We start from the raw sequence: 22,019 nt of genomic DNA on the forward strand, positions 1-22,019 counted from the left end.
ACGCCTATCGCAGTTGCCAACTGCTTTAGGAAGCTCAGATGTATAGCCGCCCGTGTCGACCGACCCGCGACCGACCCGCGACCGACCCGCGACTGACCCGCGACCGAACCACGATCGAGCGCCGACCGAACCACGATCGAGCGCCGACCGGGCCCACTACCGACTCACGAGAGGAACCCCATGGCCGCATCGCAAGCGACCGCAGGCAGTCGATCGAACAACCGAGCCGCGCTGCTCACGGTGACCTGTCTCGGCCAGTTCATGGTCCTGCTCGACAACACGATCGTCGGCGCGGCGCTGCCCGACATGCAGCACCGGCTGCACACGCAGTTGACCGGTCTGCAGTGGATCGTCGACGCGTACGTACTGCTGGTCGCCATGCTGCTGCTGACCGGCGGCGTCTTCGCCGACCGGTTCGGCCGCAAGCGGGTGTACCTGACCGGTGTGGCGGTGTTCACCGCCGCGTCGCTGCTGTGCAGCCTCGCGCCCTCACTGGGCTGGCTGGTCGCCGGCCGGGTTCTCCAGGGCATCGGGGCCGCGGCGCTGAGCCCCGCCTCGCTCGCCCTGCTCGCCGCCGCGCATCCCGTGCCGCAAGAACGGATCAAGGCGATCGGGCTGTGGGCCGGACTCAGCGGCATCGGACTGGCCGCGGGCCCCGTGGCGGGCGGCGTGCTGACAGAAGCCTTCGGTTGGCCCGCCATCTTCCTGGTCAATCTGCCCATCGGCGCGATTCTGCTGCTGGTCGGCCTGCGGCATCTCGACGAGTCCCGCAACCCGAGCGCCCACGCCATCGACGTCCCGGGCACGGTGCTGTCCGTTCTGGCGGTGGGGGTACTGACCTACGGACTGATCGAGGGCGGTGTCCGCGGCTGGACGTCGCCGGTGATCCTCGGCAGCTTCGCCGCCGCGGTGATCCTCCTCGCCGCCTTCGTCGCCGTCGAGGCGCACCATTGTGCTCCGATGCTGCCGCTGGGGCTGTTCCGGCAGCGTCTGTTCACCATGTCCAACACCGCCATGGTCGTGGTGGGCTTCGCGCTCATGGGTTCGTCGTTCTTCTTCTCCCAGTTCTTCGTGTACGTCCAGGGCAGCTCGATCCTGCGCGCCGGCCTGCAGACCCTGCCGATGTCCCTCGCGATGGTGCTCGTCAGCCCGTACGCGGGCCGTCTCGCCGCCAGGTACGGCTTCCGCGTCGTCGTCACCACCGGCCTGGCCCTGGCCGGCCTTGGCCTGCTGGCGCTCGGCACGGTGCACGCCGACACCGGCTACGGGAACGTGTGGTGGCGGCTGACACTCACCGGCATCGGCTTCGCCCTGACCCTGTCCCCGCTGACGGGCGCCGCCATCCAGGCGGTCAGCCCGCAGGAAGGCGGACTCGCGTCGGGCGTCAGCAGCACCACCCGGCAGATCGGCGCGGTGCTCGGCGTGGCGCTCCTCGGAGCCGTCGTCCGCACCCGCCAGTCCGGCGGCGCCACCTTCGAAACCGGCCTCAACAGCGCCTTCCTCGCGGCCGGCTCCGTCACCGTGGCCACCGCCGTGTTCACCGGCCTGTGGCTGACGAAGTCCCACCCAGCGGAAGCCTCCGCGGCTGCGGGGCATTCCGGGGGGTCAGATGCGGTCGCCACCGCGAACGAGGCACCTGCGGAACGCCGTTGAACGCTCAAAGGACGATCGCTGTCGTGGACCGACAACGCCCCTTCTGAGACTTCTGAGACCGGTGGAGGCAGTTCGCCACCACAGATCAGTAGAGTTCCCCGCCCCATCAAGGGAGTCCGAGAGGGGTACGAGCGTCACGTCCAGCGAAATCCAGCGAATGACACAGCCAGACGCCGGCCGATATCAGACCGGCAGGTCGTTGGGCAGCCCCCGGAACGACTTGCGCCGCCCCAAAGGCCGGGCCATCAGACGATCGCGCCGGTCGCGGCTGAGTGCCGCGTCACTGTTGTACGCACCTGCGAGGTTTAGGCCCAAGTCGCGATCGTGGACGCGCACCGAGCGGACCGCACCCGGGTCGTCCTCCGTGATCTCGGGATGGAACGACACGGCCATGTCACACCCAGTGGCGGATGCCGTCGACAGCACTGAGCGCCGCGGCACGGCCGAGCTCGAACGCCGCAACGTAGACAATCTCCGCGAGCAGCAGCGGGGGCGCTGGCCGAATGCCGCTAATCAACCCACATCCTCCGGTGTTTGCTACTTGGGATGTCATGGGCATTCTATACAGGTCTGATCGTCGGCATGGTGCGACCTGGGGGGCCGATGGCAAGAGGGGACGTCTGGGCAGAAAAGGGCACGACCGAGTCGGTCGCGGGCCTCGTCGCCCGGTTCGGCCAGGAAGTCAGGGCCAAGCTGCAAGGTCCCGCAGGAGCGGTCAGCAGCAGAGAGGACACCCTGACCGCGCCGGTGGAGCAACTGCTGCGCGGTATGGCCTCGCGGCAACGCCTCAAGCTCATCGTGCACGGTCAGAGTCGCATCAAGGAACTCGGGATCCGACCCGACTTCGCCATCGCTTGCGGCGGTAGGACTATAGGGCACGTCGAGCTGAAACAGCCGGGCTCGGGGGCCGATCCGGAGAAGTGGCCGGTGAAGAGCCATGACCGCAAACAGTGGGAGAAGATCAAGGCCCTCCACAATGTGCTGTACACCGACGGATACCAGTGGGCGGTCTACCGATTCGGCGTACCGATCTGCCCGACCGGAATCCTGGTCGGAGACCTCGATTCCAGTAGTCGGCAACCCGTCGTCGCGGACGCCGGGTTCGAGCGTGCCCTCACGCGCTTCTTCCTGCCGACGCCCATCGTCCACGACAACATCGGCGAACTGGTCAAACGCATCGCGGGCATCTGCGCCCTGCTGCGTGACGATGTCACCGAACGCCTCACCCGCGAGGAGCGTGGACAGGCTCACGCCGCGTTCTCCATCCTGGCCGACAACTGGAAGGACCTGCTCTTCCCCGACGCTCGCCCGGAAGAGTTCGCGGACCAATACAGTCAGACGCTGACGTTTGCCATGCTGCTGGCTCGTCTTGAACACATTGATCTGAGCAGGCTCACGCTCCCCGAGGTCGCGGTCCGACTGGGCAAGCGGCATTCCTTGATGGGTAAGGCGCTGGCGGTGCTGACGGACGACGCCCTCGACGATCTGAGGGGCATCATCGACCCACTGATCGACGTCGTATCGGCCGTCGCCCCAGAGATGTTCAAGGACGAGACCGGAGACGCCTACCTCCACCTGTACGAGGGCTTCCTAAGCGCCTATGACCCCGAACTGAGACGGAGGACGGGTACGTACTACACGGCTGGCGAGGTCGTCCGCTTCATGGTCGGCTTCACCGACGAGGTGCTGCGTGACCGGCTCGGCCAGGAGGACGGGTACGGAAGCGAGGACGTCACCGTCGTTGATCCGGCCATGGGCACCGGGACCTTCCTCATCAACATCATCGGCCACGTCGCCAAGTCCCTGTCACTGAAATACGGCAGGACGCTCAAGTCCGGTCTTCTGCGGGAACTCTCGAACCGGCTAGTCGGGCTGGAGAAACAGACCGGGCCGTACGCGGTCGCCGAACTCCGTGTGCACCACGCCTTCCGGTCCCACGACGCCGACGTCACGCGCCGCCCGCCGAGGCTTCTGGTAGCCGACACACTCGACGATCCCGCCGTCGAGCACCACCTGGGCTTCATGTACGAGGCGATCGCCCGTCACCGCCGAATGGCGAACAAGATCAAAGCGGACGAGAAGGTCATGGTGGTCATCGGTAACCCGCCCTACCTGCGGGGCGCAAAGCAATCGGGCGTCGGACGCTGGGTCACCGAAGGCAACCCCAACGGTCAGGGGCCCATCCTCGCTCGTTTCCACCCAGAGGACAACGGACGCGTCGGATATGCCCTCGACAACCTCTACGTCTACTTCTGGGCGTGGTCCACATGGAAGGTCTTCGACCAGTTGACCGCCTCGGGAGCGCCGAAGGCTCCCAGTGGGATCGTCGCCCTCATCACCAACTCCGGGTACCTGGACAGTGAGGGCTCGGCGGGCATGCGCCACTACCTGCGCGAGGCCGCCGACGAGGGCTGGGTCATCGGCCTCTCCCCCGAGGGCGCCTACTCCGACACGCGCACCCGCGTCTTCCAGGACGTCAAGCGGGAGATCTGCATCGCCGTCTTCGTCCGCCGTGGCGCCCCGGACGTGGCTACACCAGCACGGATCTGGCGACTCGACGTCCCCGCGGGCACACGCGAGGAGAAGTTCGACTGGCTGGAAGGACTTGGTCTCGGCGGCCATCGCGACGGGACCTCCTGGCAGCCCTGCCCCCCGCAGTGGACCGCGCCCTTTCACGTCACGTCTGACTCCCAGTGGTCGGCAATGCCACCGGTTGACGCCCTGCTGCCCTGGACGAACTCCGGCAACAAGAACAATCGCACCTGGCCCGTCTCACCCAGCCGGGAGGTTCTGAACAGGCGCTGGCGCAGGCTCGTCCAGGCGCCGGCAGAGACCAAGGCGGCGCTGTTGAAGAGCACCGGAGACCGCCGACCGGACAAGCCCGAACCACCCCTGCCCGGCCAGCAGGAGAAGGGCCCCCTCGCCGAGGAGAAGGAAACGATTCCGGTCGTTGTACCGTACGGGCGAATGACCTTTGACCGTCAATACGTGATCGCGGACCGGAGAGTGATCGACCGGCCGCGGCCAGCCTTGTGGTTCGCCCACAATGACCAGCACCAGATCTACCTGTCCGAACTGCACACGGAGTCAGGTCGCCCGGGCCCGGCGGTGAGCTTCACCGCCCTTCTGCCCGACATCCACCACTTCAAAGGCACCGAAGGCGGCCGCGTCGCCCCTCTCTACCGCCACCCCTACCGCGCTGAACCGAACGTGACTCCTGGCCTGCTGCGACTGCTCACCAAGACACAGGGCGTGACGGTCACCGCCGAGGATCTCTTCGCGTACATCGCGGGAACGGCCGGCCACAGCGGCTACACCCGCCGCTTCGCTGCGAACCTCGCCGAGCGGGGTGCCCGTATCCCTATCACTCGCGACCCTGTTCTATGGGCGGAGGTCGTGGAAGTGGGCAGGCGCACGGTGTGGGTCCACACGTACGGCCAGCGCTTCGCCGCCCACGACAACAGTTCACCTGGATCGACCCCGAGGCTTCCCCCAGAGGAACAACCGGAATGCGTCGTCATGGTCGGAGAGGACGACGGCTTACCTGAGGACATCGCTTACGACGTGTCCACGCGAACTCTCACCGTGGGCACGGGCTGCATATCTCCGGTGGCACCGGAAGTCTGGAACTATCGGATCGGTGGGGTGCAGGTGATCCGCAAGTGGTTCAGCTTCCGCAAACGCAAGCCGGACGTGGAACGGCAGACGCCATTGAACGACATCCTGCCCCCGACCTGGCCTGCCCGATGGACCGTTGATCTACTCGACCTCATCAACGCGCTCGGGCTCCTCGTAGCCCTCGAACCCCGACAGGCCCGGCTGCTGGACGCCGTGTGCAGCGGTCCGCTCATCACCACCGACGACCTACGGGACGAGGGCATCCTGCCCGTACCTGCCTACGCGACCAAGGAACCGAAACCGCCGCGGAAGTCACGACGCACCCCTGGCCTTGATCAGGAGAGCCTCGACTTCTCGGACTGACACCCGCCCAACCCGAGTGCCTGACGCTCGCAATATCCAAGCGAGGGCGTGTCGTACGGGCCTCGCTCGCAGGATGCGACCTGGCTTCGATCGGCGACTCCAGGCCCGCGTTCCGCATCGCGCGAGGACAAGCTCGAAGCATCATGGGGCTCGCAACTGCTCAGAACGAGCGTCGTTCGAGCGTCAAGACTCCCGAGCGACGCCGTGTCCCGCAAAATGACCTGCCGCAGGTCGAGCAGTCGACGAATACCGCGTAACCGTAGTTCAGGGGGCCTACTTCGCAGACTCCGGAATCGCCACGCACTCCACATACGACGTCATCGGTATGACGTCGGTCCGAGCCGGTAAGGAGAGTCGGACTGGCCATGAGGACGCTCATCCCCAGTGTTCCTCCTGGTAGCGCAGGAGGTCATCGCCATGGAGTTGCTTGGTGGCATTGCCGACCCGGACCCAGAAGTCGGTGGCACCGTTGCCGCCCTTGGGGGGCTTGGCGAACACCGGCCTACCTGCTGCGGCAACGCTGATCTGACAGACGACGTTGCCGGAAATTTCGGGGAAGCGTATGCGGACGGTGGTCGCTGTCGGGGTCGACAGGCTGCTGTCGAGGAGTTGACGTACGAAGAGCTCGTACCCGTCGACACTGGCCTGCGACTCCAGGGTGTTGAGGTCGTTCTCGATACCGAGGACAGTCCCGTCGTCGGCGACGCCGATGTACAGGTTTCCGCCCTCGCCGTTCAGGAAGCCGCAGACGGCCTTGACGATGTTGTGCCGCAGAGACTTTTCGGCCTGTCGGGTGTGCACGTTCCAGCGTGCGCTGGCCTTGAACTCGGTGCCCTGGGACTCGCCGGCAGCGATCATGTCGGCCGGGGTGGTCGGAATGTACGCAGGACGTTCCCCCGTGAGGGTTTCGAACGCTTCCCGCACGACCTTGGCGATCAGCTGACGCCGCCGTTCCAGGAAGGTGAAATAGTCGAGCTGCTCCCAGCCGACCGGGAGCGCGTGCCACCGTACCTGCCGCCCGAGCACTTCCGGGTCCATCGCGTTCGTGATTCTCGGCCAGTAGTCATGTGGTGCGTCGCTGTTGGACAGTTCGTCTGCCAGCCACGTCACATACGCCATGTTGGCGATGGCATTGACTTGGCGCCGGTCGGTGATGCCCAGTCTGGCAAGCACCTTGCGATGGAACAGGTTATCCCGGTCGACAGCCCTGGCCGGTTTGACTGATGGGTCCAGCAGATCACGGATTCGTTGGTCGCCGAGGAGCATTTCGGCGTCCAGGATGTTGAGCGCCGCCTGGTAGGCGAACAGCACCGGTGAACGCGACGAGGATGTGTCCAACCGGTTCGGCAGGGAGATGTCCCAGTAGTCGCCCGTGAAGTTCGCCGTGATGATCCGGTCGAGTTCCGCGGTGAAGGCCCGGCCGTCACCTGGCGGCAGACTGCCGATGCGTCCCAGGTCGAACTCCATCTGCGACTCGGGAGAGTTGGAGTATCGGCCGGTGGTGTGAGCCATGAAGAACCACCGTCCGATCATGGGACGGAGTTCATCGGCCGTCAAGCCGAAGTCGTGGTGTCCGATCAGCCAGATCGTGTAGCTGTACAGAAGGGCGCTGTCGGAGGTGATCATCTTGCGGCTGCGGAAGCCGGCTGCCCTGACGCACTGGAAGAACTCGTGCCAGCTGGTCAGGTCCAGGACCTTCGTGTGCGCTTGGGCGAGTCGGTCGAACTGCTCCTGCCGTCGAGCGGCGGTGACCTTGCCGGTTGCGAGGTCCTTTCCCCGTAGGATGCTATAGACGTGCTGCAGCCGGGCGCGCCGGAAGGCGACAGCGACGGCTACACGCAGCAGTTGGTCCGGGCTGGGATTCAGAAAAGCGTTCCGAGGGCTCGGGTCGGGGAGCCCTGCGATCACCGCGCCGCGGCTGAAGTCTTCGAGCTGGCGGCGACCCTTCTCCCAATGCACGGACATCAGGGTGAGGATGAAGTCGGACTGGTTGAGCTTCACGCCGTCGGAGTTGATGCGCACGAAGATGTCGGCGACCTGCTCCTCATCGGCCGAAGCACCCAGCTCCACAACCTGGAAGCGGAACTCGTGCAGGTCCCGGACCCTGTCTATGCGTTCTTCAAGCTCATCCTTGACAGTGTCCGACAACGGCTGTCCGCCGCCTTCTTCGAGCCGTTGGAAGAACCGCCGGACGGTGGGCTTGTAACCGCCTTGAGCCCAGAGCGCGGTGATGTCCGGAATGAAGTGGGCGTCACGCTCGATTGCCGCGTCCGTGACCTCGAATGTCTGGTCTTCCGGGTGGAACGCGACGCGAATGTTGATCTCGTCGAAAGACTTAGTAACGATCTTGCGCCCGGTGAGGACAGCGAACAGGGCGGTGAGCCGCTGCTGCCCGTCAACGACCAATAGCTGCGGTGCTCGATCGTCGACTTCCGTTCCGATCTGCCGCGTACCCACTTCAGCACCGGTCTCCCAGAACATCAAGGTGCCGATCGGGTAGCCCCGATACATCGAGTCGAAGAGGTCGCGGGTCTTCGCCGCAGACCAAGCGAACGGTCGTTGAATGTCGGGGAGTCCGATACGGCCGCCTTCGATGTTCTCGATCAGGTGCCGGAGTGTGTAACCAGTGTCACGATACAAAGTGGGTGGCACAGCCGAGGGCTCCTAATGTCCGAGGGCAACTGGCCGGCCGAAGCGGTCAGAGCGTGGGAACAACATCAGGTTTCTACCACGATGACACACCACACCGCAGGGCCAATGGCGCTCACTACAAGGACGAATGCACGGTAGCGGGGCCCAACTACGGCGGCTTCCGAACGCCGTGGGGATGAGCCTCGCCGTAAGGTGCTTTCGTCGAGCCTCTCGCTCGGTACGTTTCGCGCAGACCACGGTGGCGAAACGACGAACGCAGCAACAAGCACATCATGTCGACATCGGTTGACGATCATGCGCGATGAGGAGCCGGAGCGCACCTAGATGCAGCTTCCCTTCCGGTGCGATATGTCAGTAATGTCCGCGAGCTACGGGCGGTTCGGCTCGGTCGCAGCGGAGTCACATCGACGAGGCCATCATGCGCCGGCGGGTCGGCCTTCTTGACCCGGCCTCGCCTCTTGTTCAAAACGCTCCACCAGCGGTCGGAGCGTGCTGGGACTTCCGGCCTCTTCAACCAGCATGAACATGCAACAGTCGCCAGATCGTTCACGCAGGCCAGCTGTCGTCAGCCGCTCATTGCAGCAGGTCCTAGCGATCATTGGCCTCGTTCGGGGCAGCTGATCATCAGAAAACAGCAACTCCACGCAGAGTAGCGTCGAGATGTCGCCCGCAACGCCTACACGGCACAAAATGTGCACGCACGAAACGGCAGCTCAGGAGCTCTTCACGGCTGGCTCAAGGATAGCCACACACTCCACATGCGACGTCATCGGAAAAAGATCAAAAGCCCGAAGCATCCGCACCTTGTACCCGCCCTCCCGGAAGTACCCCAAGTCCCGAGCCAGCGCAGCAGGATCGCACGCCACGTAGGCGATCCGTCGCGCCCCCAGCCCGGTCAGGTGGCGGACCGTCTGCTTGCCCGCGCCCGCGCGGGGCGGGTCCAGGACGATGACGTCGACCTCCGTGATGCCCGTGCGCGGCAGGATCGACTCGACCTTGCCCTGTTCGATGCGGACGCGGTCGAAAGCGGCCAGGTTGTGGCGGGCGTCCTCCACCGCACGTTTGCCGGACTCGATGCCGAGGACGGCACCCTCCTCGCCCACGCGGTCCGCGATCGCGCCCGCGAAGAGGCCGACGCCGCAGTAGAGGTCCAGGGCCATCTCGCCCTTGCGCGGCAGCAGGCCCTGCATGACCGCCGTCACCAGGGTGTCCGCCGCCTTGGGGTGGACCTGCCAGAAGCCGCCGTTGCCCACGCGGTACGTACGGCCGTCGGCGCGTTCGCGGACGAAGGGGCGGCCGTGGACCCGGTGCACCCCGCCGTCCTTCTCCTCCACGCGGAGGACGGAGACCGGCCTGTCCAGCTTGACCAGAGGAAGGCGCGCCCCGGGACGGGGAGTCAGGATCACCTGGCGGTCCCCCGAACCCGTCGCCGCAATCGCCTCCACCGACTCCATCCCCGCCCACTCGCGCTGCTCGATCCCCAGCTCCGAGACGCCCTCCGCCGCGATCATGCAGTGGTCGACCGGCTCCACCTCGTGCGAGCGGTGGCGGCGCAGACCCGCACGGCCGGACTCCGGGTCCACCGCGTACTGGACACGGGTCCGCCACGACGGGACCTCGCCGGCGGGCAGCTTGTCGCCCTCCGCCGGCATCACCGTGCCGTCCCAGCCCGCCTCCTCGGGCGTCAGCCCGGCAAGCCGCTTCAGCTGCTCAGCGATCACCTCGCCCTTGAGGCGGCGCTGCGCCCCCGGCTTCGCGTGCTGCCAGTCGCAGCCGCCGCAGCGGCCCGGTCCGGCGTACGGGCAGGGGGCCTGCACGCGGTCCTTGGAGGCGTCGAGGACCGTGACCGCGTCGGCGCGCAGGAAGCGGGACGACTCGTCGCCCTCCGTCACCCGCGCCACCACCCGCTCGCCGGGCAGCGCGTGCCGTACGAAGAGGACCTGGCCCTCCTCCGTGCGGGCGACGCAGTGGCCGCCGTGCGCGACCGGCCCCACCTCGACCTCGTACTCCTGGCCCACCAGCGAGTTCTTCGGTTCAGCCTGCATGGCGGGGTGACTCCACAACGTAAGGGGGAAGGGCCGCCTTCCGGCCGGAACGGCCGGGCGACACCGGGACGACAGCCCACCAGTCTACGTGGAGACACCTCGACGTGGTGACGCGCCCGCTCTACGTGGTGACACCTCGACGTGGTGACGCCCCCGCTCTACGTGGAGACACGTCGACGTGGAGACGCCTCCGCTCTACGTGGAGACACGTCGACATGGAGACGCCCCCGCTCTACGTGGAGACACGCCCCCGCCCTACGTGGAGACGCCCCGCCCCACGTAGAGACGCCCCCGCCCTACGTGGAGACGCCCCCACCCTCGTCCACACGCCCGACCGGGCCGGAGCGCGAACAGCGCCGCCGGGCATCAGGCGCCCGTTCGCCGCCTCCCGGGCCCCGCTACCCCTTCTTGCTGCTCTCCTTCGCCCGCTTCTCCACCGGCCCCCGCCGCACCGACCCCGGCGCGTTCCACTCCTGGCGCCTGCGCGCCCGGCGCTTCGCCGCCTCGGAGGACTCCAGCTGGTAGGGGACGGACGTCACCATCACGCCGGGCGTGAAGAGCAGACGGCCCTTGAGGCGCAGGGCGCTCTGGTTGTGGAGCAGGTGCTCGTACCAGTGGCCCACCACGTACTCGGGGATGATCACGCTGACCGCGTCGCGCGGGCTCTCCCGGCGCAGCGACTTCACGTACTCGATGACGGGGCGGGTGACCTCGCGGTACGGCGAGTCGAGGACCTTCAGCGGCACGCTGATGTTGCGCCGCTCCCACTCGTCGCGCAGTGCCTTGGTCTCGGCGGCGTCGACGTTGACGCTCAGGGCCTCCAGGGTGTCGGTGCGCATCAGCTTGGCGTACGCGAGGGCCCGGAGGGTGGGCTTGTGGATCTTGGAGACCAGGACGATGGAGTGGACCCGGGAGGGGCGGACGTTGTCGTCGGAGGGGCCCTCGGGGGCCGCGATCTCCTCGGCGACCCGGTCGTAGTGACGGCGGATCGCGCTCATCGTCGCGTAGAAGATGCACATGCCGAGCAGCGCCACCCACGCGCCGTGCGTGAACTTGGTAACGAGGACGACGACCAGGACCAGGCCGGTGAAGAAGGCGCCGAAGGCGTTGATGGCGCGGGAGCGGAGCATGTGGCGCCGCTTGCCGGGGTCGCGCTGCGCCGCCAGATGGCGGTTCCAGTGCCGGACCATGCCGATCTGGCTGAGCGTGAAGGAGACGAAGACGCCGACGATGTACAGCTGGATCAGGCGGGTGGAGTCCGCGCCGTAGATGAAGACGAGCAGCGCCGCGGCGCCCGCGAGCAGGACGATGCCGTTGGAGAAGGCGAGGCGGTCGCCGCGCGTGTGCAGCTGGCGCGGCAGGTAGCGGTCCTGCGCGAGGATCGAGCCGAGCAGCGGGAAGCCGTTGTACGCGGTGTTCGCGGCCAGGAAGAGGACGAGCGCGGTGGCGGCGGCGAGGACGACGAACAGGAAGCTGCCGTTCCCGAAGACGGCCTCGGCGACCTGGGAGATCACCGGGTTCTGGACGTAGTCGGAGCCGACGGGGACGCCGTTCTCCAGGAGGTCCTTGGCGGGCTTCTCGGCCATGTGGACGTTGGTCGCCATGGCGAGGGCGATGATCCCGCAGAACATGGTGACCGCGAGGGCGCCCATCAGAGCGAGCGTGGACGCGGCGTTCTTGGACTTCGGCTTGCGGAAGGCCGGGACGCCGTTGCTGATCGCCTCCACGCCGGTGAGCGCGGCGCAGCCGGAGGAGAACGCGCGCAGGAGCAGGAAGACCATGGCGAAGCCCGCCAGGCCCTCGTGCTCGGCGTTGATCTTGAAGTCGGCCGTAGGGGCCTTCATGGTGTCGTCGAGGACGAAGCCCCGGAAGGCACCCCACGCGATCATGATGAAGACGCCCGCCACGAAGACGTACGTGGGGATCGCGAAGAGCTTGCCGGACTCCTTGACACCGCGCAGGTTCATCAGCGTCAGGAGCACGATGACGGCGATCGCGCAGAGGACCTTGTGCTCGACGACGAAGGGGACGGCCGAGCCCAGGTTCTCGATGCCCGAGGAGATCGAGACGGCGACGGTCAGGACGTAGTCGACGAGCAGGGCGCTCGCGACGGTCAGGCCCGCCTTGGGGCCGAGGTTGGTGTTCGCGACCTCGTAGTCGCCGCCGCCGCTCGGGTACGCGTGCACGTTCTGGCGGTACGACGCCACGACGGTGAACATCAGCACGACGACCGCGACGGCGATCCAGGGGCTGAAGTGGTAGGCCGACACGCCCGCGACGGACAGGACGAGCAGCACCTCGCCGGGCGCGTACGCGACGGAGGACAGCGGGTCGGACGCGAACACGGGGAGAGCGATGCGCTTCGGCAGGAGCGTTTCTCCGAGCCGGTCGCTGCGCAGGGCGCGCCCGATGAGGATCCGTTTGGGCACGTCGGTCAGTTTGGACACGCAGAGGATCGTAAGCGTTCGCCGGGTACGCCGCCCACCCAGCACCCCGAGTGTGGGGAATATGGAAATACCGGCCGGGGCGCCGGGGAAATACCGGGCGGGGTGCGGCGGGGCGGGACCGGAGCCGTCGCCCCGGCCCCGCCCCGCCCTCAGCGCCCCGCCCGGATCACCGGTCGCCTCACCGGCCGTCTCACCGGTCGTCGCTGCTCGGAGCCCCGCCGCCGAGCAGCGCACCGGCTCCGCCGCGCTCCCCGTGCCCAGGGGTCGGCCACTCGGCGGCCCCCTGGCCCCGGGAGGGCCGGGCCTCGTACCCCTGGCCCCCGGAAGGCTCGGCCACGTACCCCCGGCCCCGGGACGCCAGCCGCTCCCCGGCCCGCCGCACCGCCTTGGAGGGCCACCAGGTGGCGTCGCCGAGCAGCAGCAGCGCCGCGGGCAGGATCATGACGCGGATCACGAAGGCGTCGAGCAGGACGGCGACCGCGAGCACGAAGCCCATCTGCTTCATCTCCAGGATGTGCAGCATCACGAAGCTCGCGAAGACGGTGACCATGACGATCGCCGCGCTCGTGACGACCTTGGCGGACGACGCGATCCCGTCCAGTACGGCCTGCCGCGTGGGTACGCCGTCCAGCGCGGCCTCACGGATCCGGCTGACCACGAACACCTGGTAGTCCATCGAGAGCCCGAAGAGGATCACGAAGAGGAACAGCGGCACGCGCGAGGAGACGCCGTGCAGAGAGACGAAGGACAGCAGGTCCTCGGCCCACTCCCCCTGGAAGACGAGCACGAGGAGCCCGAGCGCGGACGCGGCGGAGAGCAGGTTGAGCACGACGCCGAGCAGCGCGAGGACGACGGAGCGGAACGCGTACACCGTCATGGCGAAGGTCATCAGGAGCAGGAAGCCGAGGACGAGCGGCAGCTTCTCGTTCTGGTGCGCCACGTAGTCAATGCCCCGCGGTACCTCGCCGGTGACGGCCGTCTCGACGCCGGGGAGCCTGCCGACCGTCGCGGGGATGTGGTCGCCGCGCAGGTGGTCGAGCGAGGCCTCGGCCTCCTTCGAGTACGTGGGGTGCGCGGCGTCCAGTTCGAGGGTGGTGGTCCTGCGGTCCGCGGAGACCCGCAGGAGCGGGCCGCCCGCGGGGTCCGAGAAGAGCGGGTCGGCAGCCGCCCTGCGGTCCAGGTCCCGCAGGGCCCGCCGCACCTCCCCCGCCTGCGACGCCTCGGCCCGCACCACGACGAGGTGCCGCACGCGCAGCTCGGGGAAGGCGTCGAGCAGCCGGTCGTACGCCTTCATCGCGGGGATCTCGCGGGAGAAGCTGTCACGTGCCGGGTTCTTCAGGTTCATGTCGAGGGCGGGCAGGGCGAGCGCCACGAGGGCGAGGACCGCGGCGCACAGGGTGCCGAGCGGGTGCTTGCGGGCGGGCGCCAGCAGGGCGTTCCAGGCGCGCCCCGGCTCCTTCTCGCCGCGGGGGCGGACGGACTCGCCCCGGGCCCGGCGCCGGGCGGCGCGGCGCTCGGTGCGGCGGCCGAGCCGCACGAGCAGGGCGGGCAGCACGGTCACCGAGCTGACCACGGCCACGGCGACGACCAGGATGGTGCCGCTCGCGAGCGAGTCGAAGATGACGTCACCGGCGAGGAAGAGCGCGGTGGTGGAGACGATCACGGCGAGCCCGGAGACGACGATCGCGCGGCCCGCGGTCGCGGCGGCGGCCTCCACCAGGGCCTCGGAGGTGAGGCGGCCGCCCGCGCGGGCCCGCTCCTCGCGTTCGCGCTTGAGGTAGAAGAGCGTGTAGTCGACACCGACGGCCATGCCGATGAGCAGGATCATGCTCATTCCCACGCCGGTGTCGGGCAGCAGGTGCGAGGCCAGCATCGCCAGGCCCATGGTGGCCGTGATCGACGTGATGGCGAGCAGCAGCGGCACCCCCACCATGACGACCGAGCCGAACACCACCGCCAGCGTGATCAGCGTGATGGGCAGCGTGATCGCCTCGGAGAACTTCAGGTCCTTGTCACGCTGGTCGTCGACGCCCTTGCTCACGGAGGCGTCGCCGGTCTCCTCGATCACGAGGTCCGGGTGCGCCTTCGCCACCTTCGCGGTCTGCGCCTGGAGCGGTGGGACGTTCTCCTGGTCCTCCTGCTCGGAGCCGTTCAGCTCCACCTGGATCCGCAGGACGCGGCCGTCGGCGGAGCGCACCGGGGGCGCCACCGACGCGACCTCGGGCAGGGCCTTCATCCGGGCGGTGACGTCCCGCACCGCGGCGCCCGCGGCCGCCTCGTCCAGGCGGCCGGACGCGGCCCGGATCAGCACCTGCTCGGTGGACCTGAGCTGGACGCCGCCCTCGGTGGCCAGGGCCTCGGCCCGGCCCGCCTCGCCGACGCGGAAGTCCTGAGACGTCGCGCTGTTCATGCCGGCGGCGATCCCGCCGCCCAGGCAGAGCGCCACGAAGACGAACCAGCCGACGACCGCCCGCCACGGGTGCAGCGCGCTCCACCGGGCCACGCGCACCGTGACCGAGCGCCGCCTTCCCATATCCATTCCCCCAGTCATAAGCAGCCCCCGTGCTTCATGTGTAAGTAGAGACTTACATGTATGTGTAAGTGGAGGCTGACAGGTGAAGGGTGGATACGTCAACTGTCATGTCGGAGCGTGCGCACGGGCCGCACGGAGGGTTTGACAGTGCTTCATGACGTGCGTAAGCCTTGGCTGACAGGTATCGGAGCGGCACAGAGGCGGGCCATGAACAGCGAAGAGCTGCTTGCCTTCCTCGCGGCGGTCGGCCACGCCCAGCGGATCCGGATCATCAAGGAACTCGCCGCCGGCACCCTGTACGTCAGCGAACTCGCGCGCCGCCTCGGCGTCTCCCGGCCGCTGCTCTACATGCACCTGGAGCGCCTGGAGAAGGCAGGCCTGGTGGTCGGACGCCTGGAGCTCTCCGACGACGGCAAGGCCCTCAAGTACTTCGAACTCGCTCCGTTTGACGTGCATTTGAACGTGGATACGATTCTCGCTGCCGCCCGGCAGGACCGGGCGGGCGAGACGGGACAGGCCGGGCAGTCCGGCGAGACGGGACAGGCTGGGCAGTCCGGCGAGACAGGACAGGCCGGGCGGTCCGGTCAGCACTCTTCCGAGGAGACGCACCCATGAGCGACGCGATCATCCCGATCGCCTTCTTTGTGATCCTTGCCGGTGCGGTCGTCTCCGTGGCGTACTTCCAGACGCAGCGCAGCCGCGAGCGCGACCGCGAGTACGCGGCCGCGATGGCGGCCTACCACAAGGCCCTGGAGGCCTCCCGGTCCGAGACCGACGCCGTGCGCGGCCAGCTCATCGAGCTGAACCTCCGCGTCAAGTCCGTGGAGAGCATGCTGCGCGCCGTGGAGTGAGGGACCCGATCGGACGCGGGGCCCGGTGCGAAAGCCGTTAACGTGGACTCGAGCACTACCGGGGAACAGACGGGGTCGAGAGTCATGAGCAGGGCATTTACGCAGGTCACGAGAGCCATGAGGAGCGCGGGGTAACGACGTGCACATCGTCATCATGGGGTGCGGGAGAGTCGGTTCCGCTCTCGCGCAGACCCTGGAACAGCAGGGGCACACGGTCGCCGTCGTCGACCAGGACCCCACCGCATTCCGCCGTCTGGGCTCCGGTTTCGGCGGCCGCCGTGTGACCGGGGTCGGCTTCGACCAGGACACCCTGCGCGAGGCGGGCATCGAGGACGCCGGCGCCTTCGCCGCCGTCTCCAGCGGCGACAACTCGAACATCATCGCCGCCCGGGTGGCCCGCGAGATGTTCGGCATCGAGAACGTCGCGGCCCGCATCTACGACCCGCGCCGCGCCGAGGTCTACCAGCGCCTCGGCATCCCCACGGTCGCGACGGTCCGCTGGACCGCCGACCAGATGCTGCGCAGGCTGCTGCCCTCCGGGGCCGAGCCGCTGTGGCGCGATCCGACGGGCGGTGTGCAGCTCGCCGAGGTGCACGCGTCGGAGTCCTGGATCGGCCAGAAGATCAGCCGCCTTCAGGAGGAGACCGGCGTGCGCGTCGCGTTCCTCACCCGGCTCGGCGAGGCGGTCCTGCCGACCTCGCAGACGGTGCTCCAGGAGGGCGATCTGGTGCACGTGATGATGCGCACCGACGAGGTGGAGAAGGTCGAGGCGGCCTTCGCCGAAGGCCCCGAGGAGGGCGGTCACTGATGAGGGTCGCCATTGCCGGAGCCGGCGCGGTGGGCCGCTCCATCGCCGGTGAGCTCCTGGAGAACGGGCACGAGGTCCTTCTCGTCGACAAGGCGCCGACGGCCATTTCCGTCGAGCGCGTCCCGCAGGCGGAGTGGCTGCTCGCCGACGCCTGCGAGATCACCTCGCTCGACGAGGCGGCGCTGCAGCGCTGCAACGTCGTCATCGCCGCGACCGGCGACGACAAGGTCAACCTCGTCGTCTCGCTGCTCGCGAAGACCGAGTACGGCGTTCCGCGGGTCGTCGCCCGCGTGAACAACCCGAAGAACGAGTGGCTCTTCAACGAGTCCTGGGGCGTCGACGTCGCGGTGTCCACGCCGCGTCTGATGTCCGCGCTCGTCGAGGAGGCCGTCAGTGTCGGCGACCTGGTGCGGCTGCTGCGCTTCAGCCACGGCGACGCCAACCTCGTCGAGCTGACGCTGCCGCCGGAGTCGACCCTCGCGGGCACCCGCGTCGGTGACGTCCAGTGGCCCGAGGACACCTCCCTGGTCACCATCATCCGCGGTACGCGCGTCCTCGCGCCGACCGCGGACGACTCCCTCGAAGCGGGGGACGAACTGCTCTTCGTGGCCGCGCAGGCGCGGGAGGAGCAGCTGGAGGACCTGCTCTCCGCCCGTAACTAGCCGTAGGCCCTGCGCAGGTGGGGGCGCCCGGAACCTTCCGGGCGCCCCCACCTGTGTGAGCGCTTGCCGGCCCTGCGGGCCTCGTCCTCAAACGCCGGACGGGCTTGAATTACCTGCCTTGCGCTCCGCTTCCGCCTTCTCCGCCGCTTCCATCTCCGCGAACACGTCGATCGGCGGCGGCGCCTTCGCCAGGAAGATCCAGGTGAAGTACACCGCGAGGACCATCGGCGGGAGCTTCAGGGCGATCAGGACCCAGCCGAGCTGCTCGGTGTCCCCCCACCAGTACAGCGGGAAGAGGATGGCGTACTTGGCGAGGAAGACCAGGCCCCAGGCGAGGGACGCCTTGGTGTACGCCTTCTTGCGGCCGGGGTTGCGGGTGCGCCAGGAGAGGTTCTCGCGGAAGACCGGGCCGAGGAGGAGCCCGAGCAGCGGATAGCCGACGAGCGCGGACAGGAAGAAGGCCGCGCCGAGGCCCGCGCCGTAGATCATGCCGGGCAGGTAGAAGTCCTTGGCGTTGCCCGTGAACATGGCGAAGGCCACGCCGAACGCGACTCCGAAGACGCCGCTGAAGGCGTGCTTGACGGTGTCCCGGCGGACCAGACGGACCACGACCAGGACCAGCGCGACGGCCAGGGCCGCGATCGCCGACATGTGCAGGTCCTTGTTGATCGTGTAGATCAACACGAAGAGCAGGCCGGGGGCCATCGTCTCGACCGTGCCGCGGATGCCGCCGAAGGCGTCGAACAGCGCGGCCTGGGTGAGCGCCTTGGTGTCGGGGTCACCGGCCCCGTCGTGGGCGGGTCTGGCGTGCTTGGCCCGCTGCGCGTCGTGCGCGTCCTGCGGGCGGTCGCCCACGGCCTGGTCGGTCGGCTTGTCGACTGACGTCACCGGTCACTCCCGTCCGAGCGGTCTGAGTTCGTACTTCGGGTTGAAGAGCACTCTGCGGCCGCGGTCTATGGAGATCCGGCCCGAGGCGATCAAGCGGCGCCCCGGCTCGATTCCCACGATGGAACGCCGGCCCAACCACACCACGTCCAGCGCGGCGGAACCGTCGAACAGCTCCGCCTCCAGGGCGGGGACGCCGGCCCGGGGCCGCAGGGTGACCGTGCGCAACGTACCAGTAACCGTCACTATCTGACGGTCCTGGCAGTCGCCGATGCGCGTGCATCCGGTCGTTTCGGCGTCCTCGCGCAGTTCCTGGGACTCCAAGTCCTGCTGGGACGTCGACAAGCGGTCGAGCATGCGCCGGAAGCGGCCCGTCGGCTTGCCGGATCCAGGGGCAGAACCAGGAACAGCACTCATACCCGAAGCGTACCGGTGGCCGCCGACACCCCCGCAACGCACATACCCGCTCGCTACCGCTCGAAGCGGTACCCCATCCCCGGCTCCGTGATGAAGTGCCGCGGATGCGCCGGGTCCGCCTCCAGTTTGCGGCGGAGCTGGGCCATGTAGACGCGCAGATAGTTCGTCTCCGTGCCGTACGAGGGCCCCCAGACCTCCTGGAGGAGCTGCTTCTGGCTGACGAGGCGGCCCGCGTTGCGCACCAGGACCTCCAGGAGGTGCCACTCCGTGGGGGTCAGGCGTACGTCACGGCCGCCGCGGTTCACCTTCTTCGCGGCCAGGTCGACCGTGAAGTCGTCGGTGTCCACCGTCACGTCGTCCTCACCGGCACCGGTGGGCTCCGCGCGGCGGACGGCCGCGCGCAGCCGGGCGAGGAGCTCGTCCATGCCGAAGGGCTTGGTCACGTAGTCGTCGGCCCCGGCGTCCAGGGCCTCGACCTTCTCGTCGGAGCTGTGCCGCGCCGACAGGACCAGGATGGGCACGCGCGTCCAGCCGCGCAGCCCCCTGATCACCTCCACGCCGTCCATGTCGGGCAGACCGAGGTCGAGCACGATCACGTCGGGGTGGCGGGCGGCGGCGAGCTGCAGGGCGGTCGCGCCGTCCGGTGCCGCGTCCACGTCGTACTTGCGTGCCTTCAGGTTGATCACGAGGGCACGTACGATCTGCGGCTCGTCGTCGACCACGAGCACCCGGGTCATTCCTACCTGCCTTTCGGGCTTGTCTGTGCCGCTCGCGCGGCTTCCTGCCGCGCGGGGGGCCTTCGTGCCGTCGGTGGCCACTGGGGCACCGGCCGCGGTCACGAGATCATCTGTATCGGACGGTCGGGTACGGGGGCCCTGCGGCCGGCGGCGGCCTTCAGGGTGAGGACCATCGTGAGGCCGCCGCCCGGAGTGTCCTCCGCGTCGAGGGTGCCGCGCATCGATTCCACGAAGCCGCGGGCCACCGCGAGGCCGAGGCCGACGCCGCTGCCGCGTGGAGCGTCACCGTAGCGCTGGAAGGGCTCGAAGATGCGTTCCTTGGCGTCGTCGGGGACGCCGGGCCCCCGGTCGACCACCCGTAGCTCCACGCGGTCGCCGAGCGCGCTGGCCGAGACGAGGACGGGTTCGTCCTCGGGCGCGTACTTGACGGCGTTCTCCACGATGTTGGCGACGGCGCGCTCCAGGAGGCCCTTGTCGACGGCGACCATCGGCAGGTCCTCGGGGACGTCGAGCTCGACGCTGCCGTCCGGGACGCCGCCGAGCGCCATCGGCACGACCTCGTCGAGGTCGATCTCCCGGATCAGCGGGGTGACCGTGCCGGTCTGGAGGCGGGACATGTCGAGGAGGTTGCCGACGAGGTGGTCGAGGCGGTCGGCGCCGGCCTCGATGCCCTCCAGGAGCTCGGCCCGGTCCTCCTCGGACCACTCCACGTCCTCCGAGCGCAGGCTGGTCACGGCCGCCTTGATGCCGGCGAGCGGGGTGCGCAGGTCGTGGCTGACGGCGGCGAGCAGGGCGGTGCGGATGCGGTTGCCCTCGGCGAGCGTCCGGGCCCGGTCGGCCTCGGACTGAAGACGCTGGCGGTCCAGGACCACGGCGGCCTGGGCGGCGAACGCGGCGAGGACGCGGCGGTCCTCGGCGGGCAGCACGCGGCCGGTCAGGGCCAGGGCCATGTGGTCGCCGACCGGCACGTCGACGTCGGCGTCCTCGGGGCGGCCGACGTGCGGGCGGTCGCCGACACCGCCCGCGCAGGTCCACGGCGTCACGTCGCTCTCGCGCTCCAGGAGGGCGACCCCTTCCATGGCGAACGTCTCGCGCACGGTCTCCAGGAGCGATTCGAGGCTGTTCTCGCCGCGCAGCACGCTGCCCGCGAGGTGCGCGAGGATCTCGGACTCGGCGCGCAGGCGCGCGGCCTGGTGGGTGCGGCGGGCGGCGAGGTCCACCACGGAGGCCACGGAGATCGCCACGGACACGAAGACGACGATCGCGACGATGTTCTTCGCGTCGGAGATCGTCCACTGGTGCAGCGGCGGGGTGAAGTAGTAGTTCAGGAGCAGCGAGCCGAACGCGGCCGAGGCGAGCGCGGGGGCGAGGCCGCCGAGCAGGGCCGCCGCCACGGTGAGGGTCAGGAAGAGCAGCATGTCGTTGGCGAGACCGAGGTCCGCGTCGACGTGCGTGAGCAGCAGCGTGAGCAGGGCGGGGCCGACGACGCCGACCAGCCGGCCCCAGATGATCCGGGACCTGCCGAGCCGGGCGCCGCGGGCCACGGGCAGCCCCCGGCCCTTGGCGACCTCGCCGTGCGTGACGATGTGGACGTCCAGGTCGGGTCCCGACTCGCGGGCGACGGTGGCGCCGACGCCGGGCCCGAAGACGTACTGCCAGGACTTGCGCCGGGAGGAGCCGAGGACGATCTGGGTGGCGTTGACGCCGCGGGCGAATTCGAGGAGGGCGGCCGGGATGTCGTCGCCTATGACGTGGTGGAAGGTGCCGCCGAGGTCCTCGACCAGGGTGCGCTGGACGGCGAGTTCCTTCGGCGAGGCCGCGGTGAGGCCGTCGCTGCGGGCGATGTACACGGCGAGGATCTCGCTGCCTGAGCCCTTGGCGGCCATCCGGGCGGCCCTGCGGATGAGGGTGCGGCCCTCGGGTCCGCCGGTGAGGCCGACGACGATGCGTTCACGGGCCTGCCAGGTCGAGCGGATGTCGTGCTCGCCCCGGTACTCCTGGAGGTACTCGTCGACCCGGTCGGCCACCCACAGCAGCGCCAGCTCCCGCAGCGCCGTCAGGTTCCCCGGCCGGAAGTAGTTCGACAGGGCCGCGTCCACCTTGTCGGCCTTGTAGATGTTGCCGTGCGCCATCCGCCGCCGCAGCGCCTGCGGCGACATGTCCACCAGCTCGATCTGATCGGCCCGCCGCACCACCTCGTCCGGCACCGTCTCCCGCTGCCGCACCCCCGTGATCGACTCGACCACGTCCCCCAGCGACTCCAGATGCTGGATGTTCACCGTCGATATGACATCGACACCCGCTTCGAGCAGCTCCTCGACGTCCTGCCAGCGCTTGGCGTTGCGCGA

General features: G+C 68.7%; 15 protein-coding genes. 6 read left to right on the top strand and 9 right to left on the bottom strand.

Annotation, left to right across the window (positions count from 1 at the left end; translation table 11 throughout):
• The first annotated feature begins 180 nt into the window (after positions 1-180).
• The gene (locus GPA10_RS38465; protein ID WP_157169472.1) at positions 181-1,653 is read left to right on the top strand and encodes an MFS transporter; all 1,473 of its coding nucleotides are present in this window, start codon (positions 181-183) and stop codon (positions 1,651-1,653) included.
• A 183-nt stretch (positions 1,654-1,836) separates the two neighbouring features.
• On the opposite strand, the gene GPA10_RS43160 is transcribed toward GPA10_RS38465, so the two are convergent.
• On the bottom strand, positions 1,837-2,046 hold the full coding sequence (locus GPA10_RS43160) for a hypothetical protein (RefSeq protein ID WP_246260501.1): 210 nt from the start codon (positions 2,044-2,046) through the stop codon (positions 1,837-1,839).
• 210 nt (positions 2,047-2,256) lie between these two features.
• Between GPA10_RS43160 and GPA10_RS38475 the strand changes: the two genes are divergently transcribed.
• Positions 2,257-5,634 carry a type ISP restriction/modification enzyme gene (locus GPA10_RS38475; protein WP_157169473.1) on the top strand — a complete coding sequence of 1,126 codons (3,378 nt, stop codon included), beginning with the start codon at positions 2,257-2,259 and terminating at the stop codon, positions 5,632-5,634.
• A 375-nt stretch (positions 5,635-6,009) separates the two neighbouring features.
• On the opposite strand, the gene GPA10_RS38480 is transcribed toward GPA10_RS38475, so the two are convergent.
• The 4 genes from GPA10_RS38480 to GPA10_RS38495 all read right to left on the bottom strand — a co-directional run bounded on the left by GPA10_RS38480 (position 6,010) and on the right by GPA10_RS38495 (position 15,317).
• Positions 6,010-8,286: a GmrSD restriction endonuclease domain-containing protein gene (locus tag GPA10_RS38480; protein ID WP_198351834.1), complete on the bottom strand. Its 2,277-nt coding sequence runs from the start codon at positions 8,284-8,286 to the stop codon at positions 6,010-6,012.
• Positions 8,287-8,999: 713 nt separating this feature from the next.
• Entirely contained in the window at positions 9,000-10,331 is a 1,332-nt protein-coding gene (locus GPA10_RS38485; RefSeq protein WP_157169474.1) for a class I SAM-dependent RNA methyltransferase, read from the bottom strand.
• A 398-nt stretch (positions 10,332-10,729) separates the two neighbouring features.
• Positions 10,730-12,778: an APC family permease gene (locus tag GPA10_RS38490; RefSeq protein WP_343041797.1), complete on the bottom strand. Its 2,049-nt coding sequence runs from the start codon at positions 12,776-12,778 to the stop codon at positions 10,730-10,732.
• Between the two features lie 190 nt (positions 12,779-12,968).
• Positions 12,969-15,317, bottom strand: a complete 2,349-nt coding sequence (locus GPA10_RS38495) for an MMPL family transporter (RefSeq protein WP_246260502.1) — start codon at positions 15,315-15,317, stop codon at positions 12,969-12,971.
• 201 nt (positions 15,318-15,518) lie between these two features.
• Between GPA10_RS38495 and GPA10_RS38500 the strand changes: the two genes are divergently transcribed.
• The 4 genes from GPA10_RS38500 to GPA10_RS38515 all read left to right on the top strand — a co-directional run bounded on the left by GPA10_RS38500 (position 15,519) and on the right by GPA10_RS38515 (position 17,632).
• Positions 15,519-15,926, top strand: a complete 408-nt coding sequence (locus tag GPA10_RS38500; RefSeq protein WP_246260504.1) for an ArsR/SmtB family transcription factor — start codon at positions 15,519-15,521, stop codon at positions 15,924-15,926.
• Positions 15,923-16,162, top strand: coding sequence for a hypothetical protein (locus GPA10_RS38505; protein ID WP_058845443.1), 240 nt, complete (start codon positions 15,923-15,925; stop codon positions 16,160-16,162). The genes GPA10_RS38500 and GPA10_RS38505 overlap by 4 nt, the downstream gene beginning before the upstream one ends.
• A gap of 139 nt (positions 16,163-16,301) precedes the next feature.
• Positions 16,302-16,970 (top strand): potassium channel family protein, encoded by a 669-nt coding sequence (locus tag GPA10_RS38510; RefSeq protein ID WP_058845442.1) that lies wholly within the window; start codon positions 16,302-16,304, stop codon positions 16,968-16,970.
• On the top strand, positions 16,970-17,632 hold the full coding sequence (locus tag GPA10_RS38515; protein WP_030566822.1) for a potassium channel family protein: 663 nt from the start codon (positions 16,970-16,972) through the stop codon (positions 17,630-17,632). Before GPA10_RS38510 ends, GPA10_RS38515 begins: the two co-directional genes overlap by 1 nt.
• Before the next feature lie 87 nt (positions 17,633-17,719).
• Here the strand turns inward: GPA10_RS38515 and GPA10_RS38520 are convergent, their stop codons facing one another.
• From GPA10_RS38520 to GPA10_RS38535, 4 genes are all read right to left on the bottom strand, one after another.
• Complete coding sequence (locus tag GPA10_RS38520; RefSeq protein ID WP_058845441.1) at positions 17,720-18,520, bottom strand: DUF3159 domain-containing protein; 801 nt, start codon at positions 18,518-18,520, stop codon at positions 17,720-17,722.
• A gap of 3 nt (positions 18,521-18,523) precedes the next feature.
• Positions 18,524-18,934 carry an OB-fold nucleic acid binding domain-containing protein gene (locus GPA10_RS38525; RefSeq protein WP_078965428.1) on the bottom strand — a complete coding sequence of 137 codons (411 nt, stop codon included), beginning with the start codon at positions 18,932-18,934 and terminating at the stop codon, positions 18,524-18,526.
• A gap of 53 nt (positions 18,935-18,987) precedes the next feature.
• A complete protein-coding gene (locus tag GPA10_RS38530; RefSeq protein ID WP_058845440.1) occupies positions 18,988-19,671 on the bottom strand; it encodes a response regulator in 684 nt (227 codons plus the stop codon).
• A gap of 98 nt (positions 19,672-19,769) precedes the next feature.
• On the bottom strand, positions 19,770-22,019 hold a 2,250-nt coding region (locus tag GPA10_RS38535; RefSeq protein ID WP_157169475.1), incomplete at its 5' end, for an ATP-binding protein.

It is taken from the genome of Streptomyces typhae (assembly GCF_009755605.1).
Taxonomy (GTDB): Bacteria; Actinomycetota; Actinomycetes; order Streptomycetales; family Streptomycetaceae; genus Streptomyces; species Streptomyces typhae.